Source organism: Rossellomorea oryzaecorticis (assembly GCF_038405515.1).
GTDB classification, from domain to species: Bacteria; Bacillota; Bacilli; order Bacillales; family Bacillaceae_B; genus Rossellomorea; species Rossellomorea oryzaecorticis_A.
The window spans coordinates 1-20,675 of sequence record NZ_JBBYAF010000036.1 but is presented as its reverse complement, the minus strand read 5'-3'; the positions used below and the strand labels follow the sequence as shown (position 1 = coordinate 20,675).

At 43.5% G+C, this 20,675-nt stretch carries 19 protein-coding genes; 15 read left to right on the top strand and 4 right to left on the bottom strand.

Translation table 11 applies throughout. The features are described from left to right. Window positions 1–78: 78 nt before the first annotated feature. Entirely contained in the window at window positions 79–579 is a 501-nt protein-coding gene (locus AAEO50_RS16240; protein ID WP_341985353.1) for an Lrp/AsnC family transcriptional regulator, read from the top strand. Further along, window positions 576–1,748, top strand: a complete 1,173-nt coding sequence (locus AAEO50_RS16235) for an aminotransferase (RefSeq protein WP_341985352.1) — start codon at window positions 576–578, stop codon at window positions 1,746–1,748. The genes AAEO50_RS16240 and AAEO50_RS16235 overlap by 4 nt, the downstream gene beginning before the upstream one ends. Window positions 1,749–2,117: 369 nt before the next feature. Here the strand turns inward: AAEO50_RS16235 and AAEO50_RS16230 are convergent, their stop codons facing one another. Both AAEO50_RS16230 and AAEO50_RS16225 read right to left on the bottom strand, forming a co-directional pair. After that, window positions 2,118–2,480, bottom strand: a complete 363-nt coding sequence (locus AAEO50_RS16230) for a helix-turn-helix transcriptional regulator (protein ID WP_341985351.1) — start codon at window positions 2,478–2,480, stop codon at window positions 2,118–2,120. A 157-nt stretch (window positions 2,481–2,637) separates the two neighbouring features. Beyond that, window positions 2,638–3,966, bottom strand: a complete 1,329-nt coding sequence (locus AAEO50_RS16225) for a sodium-dependent transporter (protein WP_341985350.1) — start codon at window positions 3,964–3,966, stop codon at window positions 2,638–2,640. A gap of 336 nt (window positions 3,967–4,302) precedes the next feature. On the opposite strand from AAEO50_RS16225, the gene AAEO50_RS16220 reads away from it, so the two are divergent. From AAEO50_RS16220 to AAEO50_RS16180, 8 genes are all read left to right on the top strand, one after another. After that, a complete protein-coding gene (locus AAEO50_RS16220; protein WP_341985348.1) occupies window positions 4,303–4,599 on the top strand; it encodes a spore morphogenesis/germination protein YwcE in 297 nt (98 codons plus the stop codon). A gap of 431 nt (window positions 4,600–5,030) precedes the next feature. After that, entirely contained in the window at window positions 5,031–5,588 is a 558-nt protein-coding gene (locus AAEO50_RS16210) for an RNA polymerase sigma factor (protein WP_341985347.1), read from the top strand. Further along, window positions 5,581–6,864, top strand: coding sequence for a hypothetical protein (locus AAEO50_RS16205; RefSeq protein WP_341985346.1), 1,284 nt, complete (start codon window positions 5,581–5,583; stop codon window positions 6,862–6,864). Before AAEO50_RS16210 ends, AAEO50_RS16205 begins: the two co-directional genes overlap by 8 nt. A gap of 204 nt (window positions 6,865–7,068) precedes the next feature. Continuing rightward, window positions 7,069–7,476, top strand: a complete 408-nt coding sequence (gene yugI / locus AAEO50_RS16200) for a S1 domain-containing post-transcriptional regulator GSP13 (RefSeq protein WP_175990525.1) — start codon at window positions 7,069–7,071, stop codon at window positions 7,474–7,476. 121 nt (window positions 7,477–7,597) lie between these two features. Next, complete coding sequence (locus AAEO50_RS16195; protein WP_341985344.1) at window positions 7,598–8,182, top strand: MEDS domain-containing protein; 585 nt, start codon at window positions 7,598–7,600, stop codon at window positions 8,180–8,182. A gap of 174 nt (window positions 8,183–8,356) precedes the next feature. Then, window positions 8,357–8,923, top strand: coding sequence for an MEDS domain-containing protein (locus AAEO50_RS16190; protein WP_341985343.1), 567 nt, complete (start codon window positions 8,357–8,359; stop codon window positions 8,921–8,923). Between the two features lie 179 nt (window positions 8,924–9,102). Then, complete coding sequence (adh, locus tag AAEO50_RS16185; protein WP_341985342.1) at window positions 9,103–10,623, top strand: aldehyde dehydrogenase; 1,521 nt, start codon at window positions 9,103–9,105, stop codon at window positions 10,621–10,623. A gap of 1 nt (window position 10,624) precedes the next feature. Further along, the gene (locus tag AAEO50_RS16180) at window positions 10,625–10,957 is read left to right on the top strand and encodes a DUF779 domain-containing protein (RefSeq protein ID WP_341985341.1); all 333 of its coding nucleotides are present in this window, start codon (window positions 10,625–10,627) and stop codon (window positions 10,955–10,957) included. Between the two features lie 184 nt (window positions 10,958–11,141). On the opposite strand, the gene AAEO50_RS16175 is transcribed toward AAEO50_RS16180, so the two are convergent. After that, window positions 11,142–12,530 carry a sigma-54 interaction domain-containing protein gene (locus tag AAEO50_RS16175; protein ID WP_341985340.1) on the bottom strand — a complete coding sequence of 463 codons (1,389 nt, stop codon included), beginning with the start codon at window positions 12,528–12,530 and terminating at the stop codon, window positions 11,142–11,144. Window positions 12,531–12,792: 262 nt separating this feature from the next. Between AAEO50_RS16175 and pruA the strand changes: the two genes are divergently transcribed. The 4 genes from pruA to AAEO50_RS16155 all read left to right on the top strand — a co-directional run bounded on the left by pruA (window position 12,793) and on the right by AAEO50_RS16155 (window position 18,661). Then, window positions 12,793–14,337, top strand: coding sequence for an L-glutamate gamma-semialdehyde dehydrogenase (pruA, locus tag AAEO50_RS16170; protein ID WP_341985339.1), 1,545 nt, complete (start codon window positions 12,793–12,795; stop codon window positions 14,335–14,337). A 146-nt stretch (window positions 14,338–14,483) separates the two neighbouring features. Continuing rightward, window positions 14,484–15,680 (top strand): ornithine--oxo-acid transaminase, encoded by a 1,197-nt coding sequence (locus tag AAEO50_RS16165; protein WP_341985338.1) that lies wholly within the window; start codon window positions 14,484–14,486, stop codon window positions 15,678–15,680. A gap of 195 nt (window positions 15,681–15,875) precedes the next feature. Continuing rightward, window positions 15,876–17,120, top strand: a complete 1,245-nt coding sequence (locus tag AAEO50_RS16160) for a Glu/Leu/Phe/Val dehydrogenase (protein WP_341985378.1) — start codon at window positions 15,876–15,878, stop codon at window positions 17,118–17,120. A 143-nt stretch (window positions 17,121–17,263) separates the two neighbouring features. After that, window positions 17,264–18,661: an aldehyde dehydrogenase gene (locus AAEO50_RS16155; protein WP_341985337.1), complete on the top strand. Its 1,398-nt coding sequence runs from the start codon at window positions 17,264–17,266 to the stop codon at window positions 18,659–18,661. 122 nt (window positions 18,662–18,783) lie between these two features. Here the strand turns inward: AAEO50_RS16155 and AAEO50_RS16150 are convergent, their stop codons facing one another. Next, the gene (locus AAEO50_RS16150; protein ID WP_032086367.1) at window positions 18,784–19,017 is read right to left on the bottom strand and encodes a DUF378 domain-containing protein; all 234 of its coding nucleotides are present in this window, start codon (window positions 19,015–19,017) and stop codon (window positions 18,784–18,786) included. Window positions 19,018–19,208: 191 nt separating this feature from the next. Between AAEO50_RS16150 and AAEO50_RS16145 the strand changes: the two genes are divergently transcribed. Further along, window positions 19,209–20,372: an iron-containing alcohol dehydrogenase gene (locus AAEO50_RS16145; protein WP_341985335.1), complete on the top strand. Its 1,164-nt coding sequence runs from the start codon at window positions 19,209–19,211 to the stop codon at window positions 20,370–20,372. Window positions 20,373–20,675 lie beyond the last annotated feature (303 nt).

The window sequence follows — 20,675 nt, the reverse complement described above, 5'->3', positions numbered from 1 at the left end:
AAACATGTGGTACCCCTTTTTATTTCATCATCTTCTGCTATAATGTAACCATTTAAGTGGAATTGAAGGAGGAGCATTATGCAGCTTAGCGAATTGGAGCTTGATTTACTAAGGATTTTACAGAAGGATGCCAGAATTTCAACAGAAAGCTTAGGAAAGATGCTTCAAGTATCATCAGACGAAGTGGAAAAGACCCTTACCAAGCTTGAAAAGGAAAATATCCTTGTACGGTACAGCTCGATTGTGGATTGGTCAAAGGTCGAGGGACATGAAGGTGTGACCGCTATGATCGACGTAAAGGTTGCTCCGAAGAGAGGCGTCGGATTTGATGAAGTCGCCCACCGGATTTATCGATATAAAGAAGTAAAAAGTGTATACCTGATGTCGGGGGCCTATGATTTGTCGGTGACAGTTGAAGGGCGTTCCATGCATGAAGTCGCCACCTTTGTGTCTGAAAAACTTTCCACACTGGATTCGGTCCTGTCCACAACGACCCATTTTCAGCTCAAAAAGTATAAGCATGACGGCACCATCTTCGGCGATTTCAATGAAGATAAACGAATTGTGGTGTCTCCATGACAACAAAGACATCTTATATCTCGAAGTCGGTTGAAAATCTGAAGCCGTCCGGCATCCGCAAATTCTTTGATCTGGCAGCAAATATGGAAGGCGTCATTTCCCTCGGTGTGGGGGAACCTGATTTTATTACATCCTGGACAGTAAGGGAAGCCGCCATCCTCTCATTGGAGCAGGGCTTTACCTCCTATACGGCTAACGCCGGGCTATTGGAACTTCGTGAAAAAGTCAGCAGCTATATGAAGAATGGCTATGGAGTGGAGTATGATCCGAAAAGCGAAATCATCGTAACAGTCGGTGCAAGTCAGGCGCTTGATATCAGCATGAGGGCCATTATCGACCCGGGAGATGAAGTGGTGGTTGTCGAGCCGGGATTCGTTTCGTATGTCCCGCTCGTGCAGCTCGCAGGTGGAACACCTGTAACCGTTGAAACGAAGGCGGAGAATGGATTCAAGCTGACGGCAGGGGAACTTGAAGAAGCGATCACAAGCAGGACAAAAGCTGTACTGTTATGCTCACCGAATAACCCGACCGGAACCGTGTTGGAAAGAGAAAACCTGGAAGAGGTTGCAGAAGTCATCCGCCGTCATGATCTGGTGGTGCTTTCAGATGAAATCTATTCTGAACTTGCCTATGACCGCGGTCACGTTTCAATCGCTTCTCTCGAGGAAATGAGGGGTAGAACGATTGTGATCAATGGATTTTCTAAAGGATTTGCGATGACAGGATGGAGGCTCGGTTTTATATGCGCTCCGGTGGAAATTGCAGCACCTCTTTTGAAGATTCACCAGTACGCGATGATGTGTGCATCGACTCCTGCACAATACGCAGCAATCGAAGCACTTGATAAGGGAATGGAAGAAGTACTTGAAATGAAGCGAAGCTATCGTCACCGCCGACATTACTTTGTCGATTCATTGAATGAGATGGGGCTTGCGTGCCACTTGCCGGGTGGAGCGTTTTATGCATTTCCGTCGATTGCAAAGACCGGTTTCAGTTCTGAAGAATTTGCTGAAAAACTGTTGATGGAAGAAAAAGTAGCCGTCGTACCTGGAAATGTATTCGGTAAAGGCGGGGAAGGTCATATCCGATGTTCATATGCGTCCTCCATGGAACAGTTGCAGGAAGCCGTGAAGCGAATGAAGCGGTTTGTTGAGAATCATAGTCGTTAGCCAGTTGGATTTGTATTTTTAAACCGGGTTCCTGATTAGTGGGGCCTGGTTTTTATTTGGTGTGCGCGGAGGGAGGCTTAGGTTCGGCAGGGAGTGTGTGGTCCAGTTTAGAATGATTCTTAAAGGAGCATATATTTGGAAAATGGATCATAAATGCTATATTCTCCAGTATTTCCTTTATTAAAACTCTTTCTTCAACCATAGTGAACTCCCTTTTCAAACTCATAAATCCGGCCACATATTTGCCTATGCCAAGCCAAAAAAAATAGGACGATACAATAATCGTCCAAAAAATGAAAACAAAAGGGGGAATACTTAGAAAGCTTAGTCTCAGTATGACCCGTTTTGAAGACTTATATACATAAAGAATTATTTTTCGTATTTTACTTCAAACAGCATCTGCATTACGCGGAGGAAGTCGTCTTCGGAGAATTCCTTCGCTTTACGGAGAATCAGCTTTGTCCGTTTGGGCCCGATTTCTTTAATGAGCTGCTCGATCTCGGCATCAATCCCTGCAGGGTGGTGATTGGTCTCTTCGCGTTCCAAAAGCTCTGAAGCGGGGATATCGAGAACCGTAGACAGTTTTAAAATGGTTTGTGTATCAGGGATCTGTTCATTGTTTTCATATTTTTCAATCGTACTCGCGCCTAAGCGAGCTTTCAGGGCTAACTCACGCTGTGAAATATTTCGATCTTCTCTGACTCTTTTCAAATTCTCACCAAAGTGTGACATCCTAAAACCCCTCCCAAATAATCAAATCTCTTCTTACTTTTATTTTATCACCAAATGGAAATAAATAGACTGTCCACTCGTGAACAAAATGTTAAAAATGAAGGCCCGTCCCTCACTGCTTTAAAGCGAGGGACGGGCCTTCAAGGGGCTTGAGCGGCTAGGATAGAAATACAAATATGATCGCGATCGGGACGATGTAGCGAAGGAGGACGATCCAGGCATTGAACAGCCCTTTTGAAGTGGATGATCCCTGTTGGATTTCATTCCATACTTCTTCCCGCTTCATCCGGTAGGAAACAAATATACTTATAAACAATGCACCGATAGGCAGTCCAAAGCTGCTTGTGATAAAGTCTGCAAAATCAAAGAAATTCCGATCGAGAAGAGTGAACTCGCTGAATACCCCAAATGAGAGTGCACTTGGAATCCCTGCGATAAACACCAAGATTCCCATCAACCATGTATAAGGCATTCTCTTCTTTTGATTTCCTTTCGTTAACGCGGCTACTCCGATTTCGAGTATGGAGAAAGCAGATGTCAACGTCGCAAAGAGCAGAAGGACTAGAAATACGGTCAGGAAAATCCCGCCGAAAGCTATTTCATTAAAAACGGCAGGAAGGACGACAAAGGCGATTCCGGGCCCTTCATCAGGCTGGAACCCCAATGCGTAGACAGATGGGAAAATCACCAACCCTGCCAGCAGAGAGATGAAGATATTCAGTCCTGATACCGAAATTGCCGACCTCGGCATACTGTCTTCCTTTGAAAGATAGGAAGCGTATGTCACCATGACGGAAAGTCCGACACTTAACGAGAAGAAGGCTTGTCCAAGCGCAAGTAATGCCGTTTCTCCCGTCAGGTATTTCCAGTCAGGGACCAGCAGGAATCGTACACCTTCCATTGCCCCGTCAAGGGTAAGCGAGCGCGCCACCAGGATAAGGAATAAAATGAATAAAGACGGCATCATATATCGGCTCGCACGCTCAATCCCTTTTTGAATCCCTCCCTGAACGACCATTACAGTCAGTACAATAAACACGGCTTGCGTGATCAGGATTTCCCAAGGGTTCGCAATGATGCTTTCAAACAGTGCACCGTACTGTTCTTGGGTTTTTCCTGAGAGAGCTCCTGTAAAGCTTCTGGCAAGATAAGAAAGAATCCAGCCTCCCACAACGCTGTAAAAGGAGAGGATGATAAATGAAACGATTGTGCCTAGATATCCGATTAAGTGCCAGGCAGATCCAGGCGCAAGCTTCTTATAAGAAGTGACAGCATCGGCACCGGCTCTTCTTCCGATGACAAACTCTGCAAGCAAAATCGGTGTGCCGATCAAAATCGTGAAGATGATGAAGAGCAGAAAGAACACTCCCCCTCCATTTGCGCCGGCCATATAAGGGAATTTCCAGATTGCCCCTAGGCCGATGGCAGAACCCGCAGCTGCCAGAATAAATCCTAGTTTTGAAGACCACTGTTGTTTCTTCGCCATGACGATGCTCCTTTCTAAAAACAAAATGATTTTTCCATACTACTATGTTTTTTATGCCGTGTACACCGGATTTTTAAATTTTCAATATATATTAAAAATGGTGGTAAATGTAATGAATTCAGGGATTTTTCAAATAATTCATGATGTCTTCTTCATTAGTATGGTTGTAAACGTTTTAAATCATGAAAAAACTCCTATTTTATTGAAAAAATAAAAACGGGCTGGAAAAGTTAGCAAAGTATAGTATACTAGTGGTAACAATACGTTCACAAATTAGACACGAATCCGACATTAATTAGTCAAAATTGAAAGCGCTTAACTATGGAGGGATCATTTATGGATATGTTTATGGTGTATTTGTTCGTTGCAACGGCTACTCCTTTATTTTTATGGATCGAGCACCGGAAATGGGCATTGATTCATATTCCATTTTTAGTAGCATTATGGGCCATCTTCATTTATTATGTGGCAGTACCTGAAATGGGCGGCTGGGGACATGTGACCTTCTGGAGTCTATTTGTCTTCAACTTTGCTTTCGCACATCTGGCAGCGTTTTGGTTATACGCAGCGCCTTACTTGAAGAAGCACAGAAAGAAAATGATGGAACAGCGCAAGTATAGTCTTGATAAATGAGGATGGAAAAAAGTTTTAGTAAAAAAAATCCGAACTATAATTCAAAATTCTTTAATTAGAATTCGAATTAGTTCGGATTTTTTTTATTTGGCTTTGTTTAAGCATGTTTGTTGAATTAGCTTGTTCCAACGGTTGATTGGAGTGCAAGACGAAGACTCCTGCGGGAAGAGTAGCTAATGTGAGACCCCGCAGGAATGCAGTGACGAGGAGGCTCACAGGCTACCCGCGGAAAGCGAAGTCTTGCGCGGAAATCATTAGCGGTATTCAGAGCCGTCTCTAAAATGTTCGATTCTTTTCTCCACAACCATGATGGTATGATTAATAAAACTGACACCCAATTCAGAAAAATAATACCTCTTTTTGAAACAAAAGTCATTCAGGCTGCGTTACATAGATAAGAAAAGTCAGAAAGGGAGGAGGAGTTTAGAGCATTGGAAGAAATACAGCTCATCGAAAAGGCAAAACAGGGCGATCTTACCGCCTACAGCAAATTGATCATCGACTATTCCCCCATCGTGGAACGCTTCGCTTATCAGATGGGGAACCAAATAGATGATATACCGGATATCAGTCAGGAAGTCTTTATCAGGGTATACCGGTTCATCGACGGATTCACACATGCAAAATTCACGACCTGGCTTTATAAAATAACATTAAATGTATCGAGGGACTTTAAGAGAAAAGAAAATCAGTATAACCAAAGACTTCAGAAGGTGATGAGCGAACCGTTGCAAGAGACGGCATCCATTCATGCAACCATCCTTAGGGAGGAAGAGGACCGTGCTCTTCACGAATGCATTCAAGAGCTCGATGAGAAGTATAGAGCCCCGATCATCCTATACTATTTTCATGACAAGAAATATGAAGAGATTGCAGATATACTCTCCGTCAATCTGTCCACGATTAAAACCCGGATCCTGAGAGGGAAAAGCATGCTTAAAAAACTGCTCGAGGAAGCGGAAAATGGGGAGGGAACAATCAATGGATGAAAAAAGGTTTGAAAAGCGGATGGAACTACTGGGCCGTTCGTATATGAAAATGCCTTCTCAGACCGATTCGAATGCCATCCTTAAAGCCATTAAGGAAGAAAAGAGTCGATCAAAGAAAAAGCGTTCCCGTCCGGTCATCCACTGGCCCTATGTTGCAAGTTTTATCGGTGTCCTCCTCATCGGCACCGTATTGGCTCTGCAATTGACGATGGGTGGAGATACTCAGGGTGAACCAGGAGAGCAAAGCCGGCAAGCTGCCGAGAATCACGATCAAGGTAAAACAAGCAAAGAGTTACAGACAGAAATCGAGGATGCCGAAGCCCTCTATGAACTTAGGAAGACACAGGCAATGGAGCGTCTTGGGTTCACAGAGTCCACATTTAGTACAACGCAGCTGGATAAGGATGCACAGGGACAGGTAATTTATGTGAAATCCATCACCAAACGCGACTATCCCCATGATATGAAACTTGAATGGGCAAATAGAGGGAAAGAATGGATTGAAGAATCATTGAGGACGCCTGATATGATGATCCGGAGTCTCAAAGGCAACGTCACAATGATGGAGGCGGAGGCCTGGACTAAAGAATTCATGGAAAAGCAGACTGGGCTGCTTCCCATTTATGAAGAAAAACTTCAGGAAAATAAGGAATGGTGGAAGCCCCATATTGAAAACGGTGAAATCAATATGAAAAGCTTGAATGCAGCTCAACCTTACCCTAGTGAATTTAGGATGATGCTCGGTGGGATTACAAACAATGCGATAAAGCTGTCCTACAATGAAAAGGAAGATACTCTTGAAACAACCATTGACCTTGAGTACGTCAGCATATTGTCAGAAGACGCCCTTCCCGATGTGTATGTTTCCTACATGCAAACCCGGCAGGCTTCTGTATTGAAAGCAGGAGAGTTTACAACGGGCTGGAAGGAAGCGGGAGACAGGCTCATGCTCCTTGAACAAATCCTTAAAAAGCTGCCTGAGGATTCCCAATTCAGAAACGAAGTGAAGCTGGATTACGATCTTCTTTATCAGCATTATGTGAACGGCGGCGTCAATCAGCCGATCTTTACAGAGAAAGGCAAGCTGAAGCCGGAAGTGCATGAAGCCTACGAATATATAGTGGAGAACTATTCATCTTATAAAACCGCAGATAGTCTGCAGCAGGTCTTGAATGAACTGCGGAAATCGAATTTTGTGAAGCCTGAAAATTGGGTGCAGCATACACCGGTCATTATTTCATCAGAAGTGCAAAAGATTTACGAGGGCAGCGGTTGATCACCAAGGATATCAAAAAGTGAAAATCGTTTTAATATTTAGATGAATAGGGAAACATAACTAGTGAGATGCGTTATTTTAGATGGATAAAAGGAACAAATTCATACTCCTGTATAATTCCTTTTTGCCGAAACCCACAAACTATGGTATAATCTAAAATTGCGTGTAAAAGAGAAAAATAATATATATACTAGGAGTGTTACCATGACTACAAAATTCGAAACAGGATCTGTTGTAACAGGTAAAGTTACAGGCATCCAGCCATACGGAGCATTTGTTGCATTAGACGAAGAAACTCAAGGACTTGTTCATATCTCTGAAATCACACACGGCTTTGTTAAAGACGTTAGTGAGCACCTTTCAGTAGGCGACGAAGTAAAGGTCAAAGTATTATCAGTGGACGAAGCAGCTGGTAAAATCAGCCTTTCAATCCGTGCTACAGAAGAAGCTCCTGCACAACAGGCTAAGCCTGCAGCAGCGAAAAAACCTCGCCGTCAAGGAAGTGTAAAGCCGGCAGCTGAAGAAACAACTCCAGCAGGCTTCAACACACTCAAAGACAAGCTTGAAGAGTGGATCGAGCAATCTGAACGTGAAGACCTAATCAAGAAATAATGACTTTATAAGACCGCCCCAACATATGAATTGGGGTGGTCTTTATTTATATAAAGGTTTTCTGCAGTTTGTACCGAAGTTATATAGAGAAAGAGTTATTGGTAATGGGGGGGGATACTAAATGAAAAGCGAAATAATGAATCAAAGCACGTGTACTCATGTCCTGTACTCATATGAAAACGGTGAGCACTATATAAAAAATGCCATCTCCTATATTACCGACGGGATCGAGGCGGGAGATTCCATAATTCTCATTGAAAATGAAAGGAATTTGAAAGTACTGTTCAAACAACTGGAAAGCCGATTAACCAATGATCAGTTAGAAAAGATCAATGTGATCAGTAACTTCGAATTCTATCTTGCAAGGGGAAGCTACCACGCACCTGCCATTCTTGAGCAGATGAGGAAAACAATCACTCCTTATTTAGAGAGCGATACTCCTTTTCGATCGTGGGCAAATGTGGAATGGGGGTTGCTTGAAGATCCTTCTCAAACCGTAGACTGGTTTGAAAAAGAAACGGATAAAGCAGTTCATGAATATGGTTTGAAAGTTGTTTGTGCATATGAGGCAGCCAGAATGCCTGATTGTTTGCAATCAATTCTGGAAAAAAGTCATCCCTATATAATGACGGATGATAATTTTTATAAATCATACACGTACGACCCTTCACATTTGGCTGTAAATAAAGTGATTGATTCTAAATAAATGAATCAGTTCTTTTTTTGCATGTCTAAATTAAACTTCTACACAGTCATAACTGTAAATATAAATTTAATCTCGAAGATGCTTCAGTAACAAGCTGTCTTTTTGCTTGAAGAAGATTTCTAAGATTTATGACGAATACATGTAATAAAAGAAACGCAGGGAGGACTTCATAAAATGTCAAAAGAACTAAATGGTTTTGTAAAAGCAAACCCATGCTCACATATCCTCTACTGTTACCACGATATAGATTCATATATAGAAAAGGTGCTTGCCTTTCTTGTGGATGGGGTCGAGTCAGGGGAAACTGTCATTCTAATTGAAAGTGAGAAAAACCTGAAATTGCTTGTCGGTCGATTAAAAGAGAAGCTAACAGACAATCAATTTAAACACGTTCATATGATCAGTAATTTCGATTTCTATCTATCAAGCGGGAGCTATCATCCACCTGCGATCTATGAGCAATTAATAAAGATATACACACCTTATTTTAAAGGTGATGCCCCATTCCGAACCTGGACAAATGTAGAGTGGGGGGCACTGGAAAATCCTGCTCACATCGTAGATTGGTTCGAAAAAGAAACGGATAAAGTGGTTAATGAACAAGAACTTACACTCGTATGTGCGTATGAAGCAGAAAAAATGCCGGCAGACATGCAGTCCATCTTAGAAAAAAGTCATCCTTACATAATGACCGATGAAGATCTTATTGATTCTGCGTTGTACAATAAAATCAAGCTGTAAATAGGTAAAGCAATGAATCCAGTAGGGGGGAGTCATCGCTTTATTTCTGTAAACGTCAGGATTTGGCGAAAAATATAGAATTTTTAAACAATATACTTGTCCGTACAACTTATATAGAATATAATGAAAAATGAAAGCGCTTTAAAAATAGAAATACATAATAATCGGGAGGGGCTAAAATGCTTTATAATAATCCGAATACAGAAGGATCGTTGGTTCAATTCAAAGACAAATATGATAACTTCATCGGTGGGGAATTTGTACCGCCGGCAAATGGTGAGTACTTTGAGAATGTATCACCAGTAACAGGAAAATTTTTTACGAAGATTGCGCGTTCAAACGAAGCGGATGTGGAAAAGGCGCTGGATGCTGCACATGCGGCGAAGGATGCGTGGGGGAAAACATCTGTAGCTGAAAGATCTTCCATTTTAAATAAAATCGCTGATCGCATAGAAGAAAACCTGGAAATGCTTGCAGTAGCTGAAACATGGGATAATGGAAAACCCGTCCGGGAGACTTTAGCTGCAGATTTACCGTTAGCGGTTGATCATTTCCGTTATTTCGCAGGCTGCATCAGGGCTCAGGAAGGTTCGGTTGGTGAGCTTGATCAAGACACGGTCTCGTATCATTTCCATGAACCGATTGGGGTGGTAGGTCAAATCATTCCTTGGAACTTCCCTATTCTAATGGCTACATGGAAGCTTGCTCCTGCACTTGCTGCCGGAAACTGCGTCATCCTGAAGCCAGCTGAACAAACACCGGCTTCTATTATGGTCCTTGTGGAATTAATACAGGATTTACTGCCAAAAGGGGTATTAAACGTGGTTCAAGGTTTCGGTGTTGAAGCAGGTAAGCCACTTGCGCAAAGTAAGCGTATTGGAAAGGTGGCCTTCACTGGGGAAACAACAACCGGACGCCTGATCATGCAATATGCTTCTCAAAACATCATTCCTGTAACACTTGAGCTTGGTGGTAAATCACCGAATATCTTCTTTGAAGATGTCATGAATGAAGATGATGATTTCCTTGATAAAGCTGTGGAAGGCTTTGTTATGTTCGCTCTTAACCAAGGGGAAGTGTGTACATGCCCTTCAAGAGCGCTTATCCAGGAATCGATCTATGACAAGTTCATGGAAAGAGCGATTGAGCGCGTAAAGCAAATCAAGCAGGGCAATCCGTTAGATACAGAAACGATGCTCGGTGCTCAAGCATCTCAAGAACAATTAGAGAAGATTCTTTCTTACATTGAAATTGGTAAACAAGAAGGTGCGGAATGTCTGATTGGCGGAGAGCAAAATAAATTAGACGGGGATCATGAAACAGGTTTTTATGTGAAGCCGACTGTATTTAAAGGCGACAACAGCATGCGTATCTTCCAAGAAGAAATTTTTGGACCAGTTGTGTCAGTCACAACTTTCAAAACGAAGGAAGAAGCGCTTGAAATTGCCAACGACACACTTTATGGTCTGGGAGCGGGAGTCTGGACTCGTGATATGAATACCGCTTACCGTTTCGGAAGAGAAATTCAAGCGGGACGCGTATGGACAAACTGCTACCACCAATACCCTGCACACGCAGCATTCGGCGGTTACAAAATGTCCGGTATCGGCCGTGAAAATCATAAGATGATGCTATCTCACTATCAACAAACAAAGAACTTACTGGTTAGCTACAGCCCTAAGAAGTTAGGATTCTTCTAAAATGGAAAATCGACTAGAGGCGACAGAGCAGGCCCTTCAATTGATCGAAAAGCTTAAGAGTAAGCATGGCCCTCTGCTTTTCCATCAGTCAGGAGGATGTTGTGATGGAAGTTCCCCGATGTGCTTGAGTCAGGATGATTTGATCATAGGTGACAGCGATGTGTTAGTGGGTACTGCAGCCGATTGTCCTTTCTATATGAACTCACAGCAATATGAATACTGGAAGAATTTCAAGATCATATTGGATGTGAAACCCGGAAGAGGAGGCGTATTCTCTTTGGAATCCACCGAGGGAATGAGGTTCATCACGGATTCTGAGCTGATGAAGTCTTAGTTACCAACTCCATTTCCATTATTAAAAAATAATATTTTATGAGACAACTTATTTTATAAGTTGTCTCTTTTTTATGGGTCAGTTGATTGGATTCCTTACTTACAGTTTGATTAGTTTAACAAAAAGAGCCACACCCGATAACTACGGGCGTGGCTCTCTTCCCAGAAACATCTCATCACATCACTCAATACCCAGCCCCTCGCTCGATTCCATACTTCCGGATCCGATACTGCAGATTTTGGCGGCTCATGCCAAGGGATTTTGCAGTTTGAGTAATATTATATTCATGATACTTCAACGCTTTTTGAATATAATAGGTTTCTGCTTCTACAACAAACATCTCAAGCGGCTTGATGTCGGTCCCTGTCTGGTACAGGAAGTCTGAGTCATCCTGGACGTCCTGACTGGTAGCACCATGCTGAAGGCGCTGCCTGAAACCGATCGGCAGATGATTGAAATTGATCATTTCTTCAAATCCGACCAGGTTGAAGGCTCCTTCTATTACATGCTCCAATTCTCTGACATTCCCTGGCCATTCATATTCTAGAAAAACGTTTTCGACTTCTTCTGTCAGTCCTCTGATGTTCATTGCGAAGTGGTGATTGAATTGATTGATGAAAAATGAGATCAATTCTTTCATATCTTCTTTTCGGTCGCGAAGAGAAGGGATGAAGATGGAAACGACACTTAATCGATAATACAAATCCTTTAACAGGCGCCCTTCAGCGATTGCGTCGATCGGGTCTTCGTTCACCGTTGCGATCACCCTGACATCATGTGGAAGGTCAGTCCCCCCCTGCAGGATGTTTAACAGCTTTTGCTGGAGGGAAGGGGGTAATGAGTTGATTTCATCGAGCAATAATGTCCCCCCCTGTGCTTGCTGAAAAAGGGTTTGACGGTCTGATGCTTCCGCTTCCTTCGTCTCTGTGTCCGCTCCAAACAGAATACTCTCCAGTATGTCTTCCGGCAAAGAAGAGCAGTTCTGGGCGATGAACGGGCGATCGGAACGCAAGCTGCCGTTGTGGATGCTCTGAGCAAACAACTCTTTACCGGTCCCTGCTTCCCCGCAGATCAAGACAGGGGAAGAAGTCCGTGTCGCCCTTTTGCCGGTTTCGACTGCTTCCTGTAAACGGAGATTTCCGCCAACGATGCTGTCAAATGTATAGAGGCTGTTCGTCCGTTTGTGCAGATTATCACGCATCATTTTCTCGAGCATGGTGACGTCCCGGGCAATCTCGATAGCACCGATCAGCACATCGTCATGACAAATTGGGAAGGTATCATTGATGGTCGTGATTTCAATTCCGTTTATATTAAAGTAAGTTTGTTTTACATTGAGAGCGGGTTCCTTGGTTTTCAGGACTTGAAGAAGAGTGCTTTCTTCTTCGGAGTGGAATTGAAATACATCGAGAAGGTTTTTGTCGAGCACGTCTTCTATTTCCATACCTTCAATTTCACGCATTTTGCGATTGTAGATGATGGTTTTGCCCCTTGAGTCGATGACATGGACACCTGATTCGAGATGTTCGGCGGCTTTTTCATACATATATAAACGTTTTTCGAATTCTTGCATGATGTCTCTCTCCTCAATTTTAAAGTACCGATTCTTAGTTTGCCAGTTTTCAGATGCGTGCGAAATTGTTATTTCAGTAAAATGAGTTAATATGAAAGCGCTTAATGAAAAAATTTTTAAAAAACTCTTGAAAAACGCAACTATCTTTTGCATTATTATAAGTGTAAGGGTTTTCTAAATGCAAATTTTTTTTGCATGCCTGTTATCTAACCTCGGTTTAGAGGATGAATAAAAATCTTTGTTAAAAAGGGGGAATACCCAAATGATTCCTTACAAGCACGAACCATTCACTGATTTCTCACAAAAAGATAATCAGAAGGCATTCAAAGAAGGTTTAAAAGCAGTAGGAAGTTACCTGGGTCAAGATTATCCGCTGATTATCGGCGGTGAGCGTGTGACGACTGAAGATAAGATTGTTTCTGTCAATCCGGCAAACAAAGAAGAACTTATCGGACGCGTTTCAAAAGCTGACAAGGATCTTGCCGAAAAAGCAATGAATGTTGCCTATGATACGTTCCAGACCTGGCGTAAAGTGAAACCTGAAACACGTGCAGACATCCTGTTCCGTGCTTCTGCCATTGTTCGTCGCCGTAAGCATGAATTCTCTGCTTTATTAACGAAGGAAGCCGGTAAACCATGGAAGGAAGCGGATGCTGATACAGCAGAAGCAATCGACTTCATGGAGTACTACGGGCGTCAAATGCTTCGTATTAAAGATGGGTTCCCTGTAGAAAGCCGTCCTGGTGAATACAACCAGTTCAATTATATTCCGCTTGGAGTTGGCGTTGTCATCTCTCCTTGGAACTTTGCGTTTGCGATCATGGCGGGTACAGCTGTAGCTGCAATCGTTTCTGGTAATACTGTCCTTCTTAAGCCGGCTTCAACGACATCCGTTGTAGCAGCCAAGTTCATTGAAGTATTGGAGGAAGCGGGACTTCCTGCAGGTGTTATCAACTACGTTCCTGGAAGCGGTGCTGAAGTGGGTGACTACTTGGTTGATCATCCGAAGACACGCTTTATTTCATTCACAGGTTCACGTGAGGTAGGGACGCGCATCTACGAAAGAGCTGCCATGGTCCATAAAGGCCAAAAATGGCTGAAGCGTGTAATCGCAGAAATGGGCGGTAAAGATACAATCGTTGTAGACAGCGAAGGAGATCTGGAGCTTGCAGCGCAATCAATCGTTGCTTCTGCATTTGGATTCTCAGGTCAAAAATGTTCTGCCTGCTCACGTGCAGTCATCGTAGAAGATGTATACGATAGAGTGCTCGATCGTGCAGTTGAATTAACAAAAGAATTAACAGTCGGCGATCCGGTTGACAATGATAACTTCATGGGTCCTGTGATCGACCAGGCATCCTTTGACAAAATTATGAGTTACGTTGAAATCGGCAAAGAAGAAGGCAAGCTGATGATCGGCGGAGAAGGAGACAATTCCAAGGGATTCTTCGTGAAACCGACGATCTTTGCAGACGTTGCACCTGATGCGCGCCTGATGCAGGAAGAAATCTTCGGACCTGTTGTAGCATTCTCCAAAGCGAAGGATTTCGATCACGCGCTAGAGATTGCAAACAACACAGAATATGGTTTGACTGGTGCGGTCATCACAAATAACCGTGCGAAGATCGAACAGGCTCGTGAAGACTTCCACGTTGGTAACCTATACTTCAACAGGGGTTGTACGGGAGCAATCGTTGGATACCAGCCATTCGGCGGATTCAACATGTCAGGGACCGACTCTAAAGCCGGCGGGCCGGACTACCTGCTTCTTCACATGCAGGCTAAAACAACTTCAGAAACACTATAATACCACATGAGAATAGGGAGGAGCCTTTGTTAGCAGAGGCTCCATCCTTTTGTATAAGTATGTGATTGTAACCGCGGAAGATAGATTTCCGTAAGCTGCAATTTTTTTAAAAGCTATCTGCGATTTCATTAAGGAGGAACTTTTTTATGTCAGTGAATACTCATTCCATTATCGAACAAACAGAAAAATATGGTGCGAAAAACTATCACCCGCTTCCGATCGTCATCTCTGAAGCAGAAGGTGTATGGGTGAAAGATCCTGAAGGAAACAAGTACATGGATATGCTGAGTGCCTATTCTGCAGTAAATCAGGGGCATCGTCATCCAAAAGTCATCCAGGCGCTCAAGGATCAGGCGGATCGTGTGACATTGACTTCACGTGCCTTCCACAACGATCAATTGGCTCCTTGGTATGAAAAAATCTGTAAGCTAACAGGCAAGGAAATGGCGCTTCCGATGAACACCGGGGCAGAGGCAGTCGAAACGGCCATCAAAACGGCACGCCGCTGGGCTTATGATGTCAAGGGGGTAGAAGAAAACAGAGCGGAAATCATCGCATGTAACGGAAACTTCCACGGAAGAACGATGACAGCTGTTTCCCTTTCTTCAGAAGAAGAATACAAGCGTGGATTCGGACCGATGCTTCCAGGAATCAACCTGATTAATTATGGAGACCTTGATGCCCTTAAAGAAGCAATCACACCAAACACAGCTGCATTCCTGATTGAGCCGATCCAGGGTGAGGCGGGTATCGTCATTCCTCCTGAAGGTTTCCTGAAAGCAGCTTACGAGCTTTGTAAAGAAAATAATGTTCTGTTCATCGCAGATGAAATCCAGGCGGGGCTCGCCCGTTCCGGTAAAATGTTTGCATGTGAATGGGAAGATGTAGATCCTGATATGTACATCCTCGGGAAAGCACTTGGAGGCGGAGTATTCCCAATCTCATGTGTCGTAGCCAGCAATGAAGTACTAGGCGTGTTTAATCCCGGCTCCCATGGTTCCACTTTCGGCGGAAATCCGATGGCTTGTGCCGTGTCAGTGGCCTCACTCGATGTCCTTCTTGATGAAAAGCTTGCAGACCGCTCATTGGAACTTGGAGAATACTTTATGAGTAAACTTCGTGAGATAGACAATCCTATGATTAAGGAAGTTCGCGGAAGAGGGTTGTTCATCGGAGTTGAGCTTAATGAGCCGGCACGTAAATATTGTGAACAGTTGAAAGAGGAAGGGCTGCTTTGCAAAGAAACGCATGACACAGTGATCCGTTTCGCTCCTCCGCTCGTCATTTCACAGGAAGAGCTTGATTGGGCGATCGACCGCATTAAAAAGGTGCTTTCAAAATAATATGAATATGTGTGAAAGCCAGAAATAAACTGGCTTTTCACGTTTTTGATCCGCTTTGAATAGATAGTTAGTGTCCCTTTAAAGTGTAAAAATAAGAATGAAAAATTTATTTAAAAAAAGCCAATGGTTTAGTACAAGGTAATATGTTACAATAACTACGTTTTAGATCACATAATAAAGAGGCGAATGTTTAAAATGGGAGAAAACCTTAATCTGTTTACTTCTACACAGCATGTCATTAATGATGCTTTATCAAAACTCGGTTATTCAGAGGAAATGTATGAGTTGCTGAAAGAGCCGATTCGTATGTTGACCGTCCGAATCCCAGTACGCATGGATGACGGCAGCATCAAAGTGTTTACCGGTTATCGTGCGCAGCATAACGATGCAGTCGGTCCAACTAAGGGAGGCGTCCGTTTTCACCCTGAAGTGGATGAGGAAGAAGTAAAGGCCTTATCCATGTGGATGAGTTTAAAATGCGGTATCGTCGATTTGCCGTACGGGGGAGGAAAAGGCGGTATCGTATGTGATCCTCGTACGATGTCTTTTACTGAACTTGAAAAATTAAGCCGTGGATATGTTCGCGCAATCAGCCAGATTGTGGGTCCTACGAAGGATATTCCTGCACCTGACGTATATACAAATTCCCAGATCATGGCGTGGATGATGGATGAGTACAGCCGCCTTCGTGAAAATGATTCACCTGGCTTCATCACCGGCAAACCGATCGTACTTGGTGGTTCCCAGGGACGTGAAAAAGCAACGGCTCAAGGGGTAACCATCTGTATCGAGCAAGCCGCAAAAAAACGCGATATCGATATCAAAGGTGCACGGGTCGTGATCCAGGGCTTTGGAAACGCAGGGAGCTTCCTGGCGAAGTTCATGCACGATGCCGGTGCAAAAGTGATTGCCATTTCTGATGCTCACGGAGCACTTCACGACCCTGCAGGTCTTGATATTGATTATTTATTAGACCGCCGTGACAGTTTTGGAACAGTAACGACATTGTTCGAAAACACAATTACGAATAAAGAACTGTTGGAGCTTGACTGTGATATCCTGGTTCCGGCAGCGATCTCAAATCAAATCACTGAAAAAAATGTTCATGATATCAAAGCATCCATTGTGGTAGAAGCTGCTAATGGACCGACCACTCTTGAAGCAACACGAATTCTTTCCGAGAGAGGAATCCTGCTTGTTCCCGATGTACTGGCCAGTGCAGGAGGAGTAACGGTATCCTACTTCGAATGGGTTCAGAATAATCAAGGGTACTACTGGTCTGAAGCAGAAGTAAACGAGAAGCTTGAAGCTAAACTTATTGATGCTTTCAATAATGTATACGAAACATCGCAGAATCGCCGCGTCAATATGCGCCTTGCCGCATATATGGTCGGTGCACGCAAGATGGCAGAGGCGTCAAGATTCAGAGGTTGGGTATAGCCCCATCATATAGGCAGGACCTGTCTCCAAGTTATTAGGGGGCAGGTTCTTTTGTTTTTCAGAGTTTACCATACGGAATAAAATGGCATTTCATGCTATATTTACAATAAGGTGAAAAAATTTATTCATTAGGAGGGATCTTAGTGGCTGCAGCAATTGAAGAATCATCCCGGGAAATCATACAAGCTGTAATTGAAAAGCAAAAGCAATTTTTTAAAGAGGGCAAGACGAAGCCGCTGGACGTTCGTAAACAAACGCTTGAAAAGCTGGCTGATGTCGTAAAAAATCATGAAAAAGAAATCCTGCATGCGCTAAAGCAGGATTTGAATAAATCTGAAATGGAAACCTATGCGACTGAAATCGGCATCCTGCTGGAAGAAATCAGATTTACATTAAAGCATATAGACGAATGGGCTGCCCCGGTCAAGGTGAAAACGGCGAAAACTCATGTGGGATCCAAAGCCTACAAAGTCCCTGAGCCATACGGGGCCGCACTCATTATCGCTCCTTGGAATTATCCGCTGCAGCTTGCGATTTCTCCAATCATCGGGGCGATCGCTTCCGGAAATACGGCAGTAATCAAGCCCTCTGAGCTGACACCGCACACGTCTAATTTGATTGCCGATATCGTCCATTCACATTTTGATCCTGAATATATAAAGGTAGTGGAAGGCGGGGTAGATACAACCCGGCATTTACTGGAACAGCCTTTTGATTATATTTTCTTTACGGGAAGCGTGCCGGTCGGAAAGGTGATCATGGAGGCGGCAGCGAAGCAGCTTATCCCCGTTACGTTAGAACTGGGCGGGAAAAGTCCGTGTATCGTTGATAAAACGGCCAATATCGCACTTGCGGCAAAACGGATTGCGTTCGGTAAAGTGACGAATGCGGGGCAGACCTGCGTCGCCCCCGACTATCTCTTCGTTTATAAAGAAGTGAAAGAAGAATTTATTGAGGAATTCCAGAAAGCCGTTCACGATTTTTACGGAAAAAACCCGCTTACCAATGACACCTTCGGGAAAATAGTGAATGAACGTCACTTCAATAGACTGACGGGCTACCTGCAGGACGGAGAGATTTTGACAGGAGGACGTGTAGATCATGCCAGTCTTAAGATCGAACCAACCCTTATGGTACCGAACGACGATTCTGTTCCTGTCATGCAGGATGAAATATTTGGACCGATCTTCCCTGTGATGGAGTTTGAAGTTCTGGATGAGGTGATCGAGTTTATTAATGATCGTCCGAAACCTTTAGCGCTTTACCTATTTACAAGTGATGACGATGTTGCGGATAAAGTAAACAGCTCGGTTTCGTATGGAGGGGGCTGCGTGAACGACACGCTGATGCATCTTGCCACTCCCTATCTTCCATTCGGCGGGGTAGGGGAAAGCGGAATCGGAAATTATCATGGAGAATCAAGCTTTTCGACGTTTTCCCATTATAAAAGCATTCTGAAACAAACCACCAAGTTTGATTTCAGTTTCCGCTATCCAAATTCAAAATTCGGGTTGAAAATCCTTAAGAAACTGTTTAAATGATGTGGAGGGGACTCTAGCTTAGGTGAATGAGTCTCCTTATTTGGTTTTGTTGGGATAATTAAAAGGCCCGTCCCTCGCTGCTTTAAAGCAGCGAGGGACGGGCCTTTATTGTTATCAAAGTCTTAGCGTGTCGGTTCTGTGTGCGGTTCTCTTTCGATCTCTTCGGTTGGTTTGAATAATAATCCGAGATTTATGAGACCGGCGATACCAACTAAACCATAGATGATCCGAGATAGCGCAGAATCTTGTCCACCGAAGATGGCCGCTACCAAGTCAAATTGGAAAAATCCGATTAGTCCCCAGTTAATGGCCCCTATGATCGTTAGAACCAAAGCAATACGTTGAATTGCACTCATGTCATTTTTCCTCCTTAAACAATGGCTCATTAATAAGGTGTCCAATCTTTTTATTCTTATTCCAGACAAGAAAGTATTTCTGTGTGCAAGTTCTTTGCAATTTGGGAAAGATATATTCGATAATGGAAAGGTGAATGATTCGGGCTTGATCAATTTAGTAAGCCCGTCATTATAAAAAGGAGGTAACATAAATGAATACTTTTACTTATTATAATCCGACCAAGCTGATCTTTGGTAAGGATCAAGTTGAACAATTGAAAGAATTGGTACCTCAATATGGAAAGAAAGTGCTTCTCGTTTATGGCGGCGGAAGCATTAAACGCAATGGCCTATACGATGAAGTGGTTTCCATTTTAAATAGCATTGATGCACAAGTGCATGAGCTCCCAGGTGTAGATCCGAACCCGCGTCTTTCTTCTGTGAGAGAAGGGGTGAAAATCTGTAAGGAAAACGATATCGAATTCCTTCTTGCTGTCGGTGGCGGCAGTGTCATCGACTGTACAAAAGCGATCGCAGCCGGTGCTAAATATGACGGTGATGCATGGGATCTTGTGACGAAGAAAGCCGTGGCTCATGAAGCACTGCCATTTGGAACGGTGCTGACGCTTGCTGCGACGGGTTCTGAAATGAATGCCGGTTCTGTTATCACAAACTGGGAAACCCAGGAGAAGTACGGATGGGGAAGCCCTGTGACATTCCCGCAATTCTCGATCCTCGATCCGGTAAATACGTTCACGGTGCCGAAAAATCACACTGTTTACGGGATGGTTGATATGATGTCCCACGTATTTGAACAGTATTTTAACGATGCAACAAACACACCTTTACAGGATCGCATGTGTGAAAGTACATTAAGAACGGTTATTGAAACAGCTCCCAAATTAATCAATGACCTTGAAAATTATGAGCTTCGTGAAACAATCCTGTATTCAGGAACGATCGCATTGAACGGGATGCTCCAAATGGGCTACCGCGGCGACTGGGCAAGCCACAATATCGAGCATGCTGTATCAGCTGTATATGATATCCCTCATGCCGGCGGTCTAGCGATCCTTTTCCCGAACTGGATGAAGCACAATCTGAAAGTAAATCCAGCTCGTTTTGCGCAAATGGCTGAACGTGTATTCGATGTCGATCCGACTGGCAAGACAGAAGAAGAAACAGCACTCGAAGGAATCAGCAAACTTCGCGAATTCTGGACCTCAATCGGTGCACCATCAAGCCTTGCCGACTACAACATCGATGACAGCAAGCTTGACATCATGGCAGACAAAGCAATGGCAAACGGAGAATTCGGCAACTTCAACAAACTCAACAAAGAAGACGTTCTTTCTATTCTTAGAGCTTCTTTATAATCTTTCATCGGAAAAGAGCAGCTTTTACGGCTGCTCTTTTTCTATAAGGTGATAATAATAATTAAATCGGAAATGAACGAGAGTTGCTCTCAATTCATGAGTGATCGCACCTGTTGTTTATTTCTTAGTTATCCTCCGTTATTAATATTAGGGTGATACCAGCAGTTGATTGGAGTGGAAGACGAAGACTCCTACGGAAAAAGTAGCTAATGTGAGACCTGTCCAGCTCCGGCGGCTAGAGGCTCGAGGTCATAAGTCAAGCAAGCCAAAAAGGCAAAGAACGCCTTTCCGGCTTGCTCGCCT

Coding starts and splice junctions, on each gene's coding strand:
- AAEO50_RS16240 (WP_341985353.1), top strand. CDS start 79: ATGCAGCTTAGCGAATTGGAGCTTGATTTACTAAGGATTTTACAGAAG.
- AAEO50_RS16235 (WP_341985352.1), top strand. CDS start 576: ATGACAACAAAGACATCTTATATCTCGAAGTCGGTTGAAAATCTGAAG.
- AAEO50_RS16230 (WP_341985351.1), bottom strand. CDS start 2,480: ATGTCACACTTTGGTGAGAATTTGAAAAGAGTCAGAGAAGATCGAAAT.
- AAEO50_RS16225 (WP_341985350.1), bottom strand. CDS start 3,966: ATGGCGAAGAAACAACAGTGGTCTTCAAAACTAGGATTTATTCTGGCA.
- AAEO50_RS16220 (WP_341985348.1), top strand. CDS start 4,303: ATGGATATGTTTATGGTGTATTTGTTCGTTGCAACGGCTACTCCTTTA.
- AAEO50_RS16205 (WP_341985346.1), top strand. CDS start 5,581: ATGGATGAAAAAAGGTTTGAAAAGCGGATGGAACTACTGGGCCGTTCG.
- yugI (WP_175990525.1), top strand. CDS start 7,069: ATGACTACAAAATTCGAAACAGGATCTGTTGTAACAGGTAAAGTTACA.
- AAEO50_RS16195 (WP_341985344.1), top strand. CDS start 7,598: ATGAAAAGCGAAATAATGAATCAAAGCACGTGTACTCATGTCCTGTAC.
- AAEO50_RS16190 (WP_341985343.1), top strand. CDS start 8,357: ATGTCAAAAGAACTAAATGGTTTTGTAAAAGCAAACCCATGCTCACAT.
- adh (WP_341985342.1), top strand. CDS start 9,103: ATGCTTTATAATAATCCGAATACAGAAGGATCGTTGGTTCAATTCAAA.
- AAEO50_RS16180 (WP_341985341.1), top strand. CDS start 10,625: ATGGAAAATCGACTAGAGGCGACAGAGCAGGCCCTTCAATTGATCGAA.
- AAEO50_RS16175 (WP_341985340.1), bottom strand. CDS start 12,530: ATGCAAGAATTCGAAAAACGTTTATATATGTATGAAAAAGCCGCCGAA.
- pruA (WP_341985339.1), top strand. CDS start 12,793: ATGATTCCTTACAAGCACGAACCATTCACTGATTTCTCACAAAAAGAT.
- AAEO50_RS16165 (WP_341985338.1), top strand. CDS start 14,484: ATGTCAGTGAATACTCATTCCATTATCGAACAAACAGAAAAATATGGT.
- AAEO50_RS16160 (WP_341985378.1), top strand. CDS start 15,876: ATGGGAGAAAACCTTAATCTGTTTACTTCTACACAGCATGTCATTAAT.
- AAEO50_RS16150 (WP_032086367.1), bottom strand. CDS start 19,017: ATGAGTGCAATTCAACGTATTGCTTTGGTTCTAACGATCATAGGGGCC.
- AAEO50_RS16145 (WP_341985335.1), top strand. CDS start 19,209: ATGAATACTTTTACTTATTATAATCCGACCAAGCTGATCTTTGGTAAG.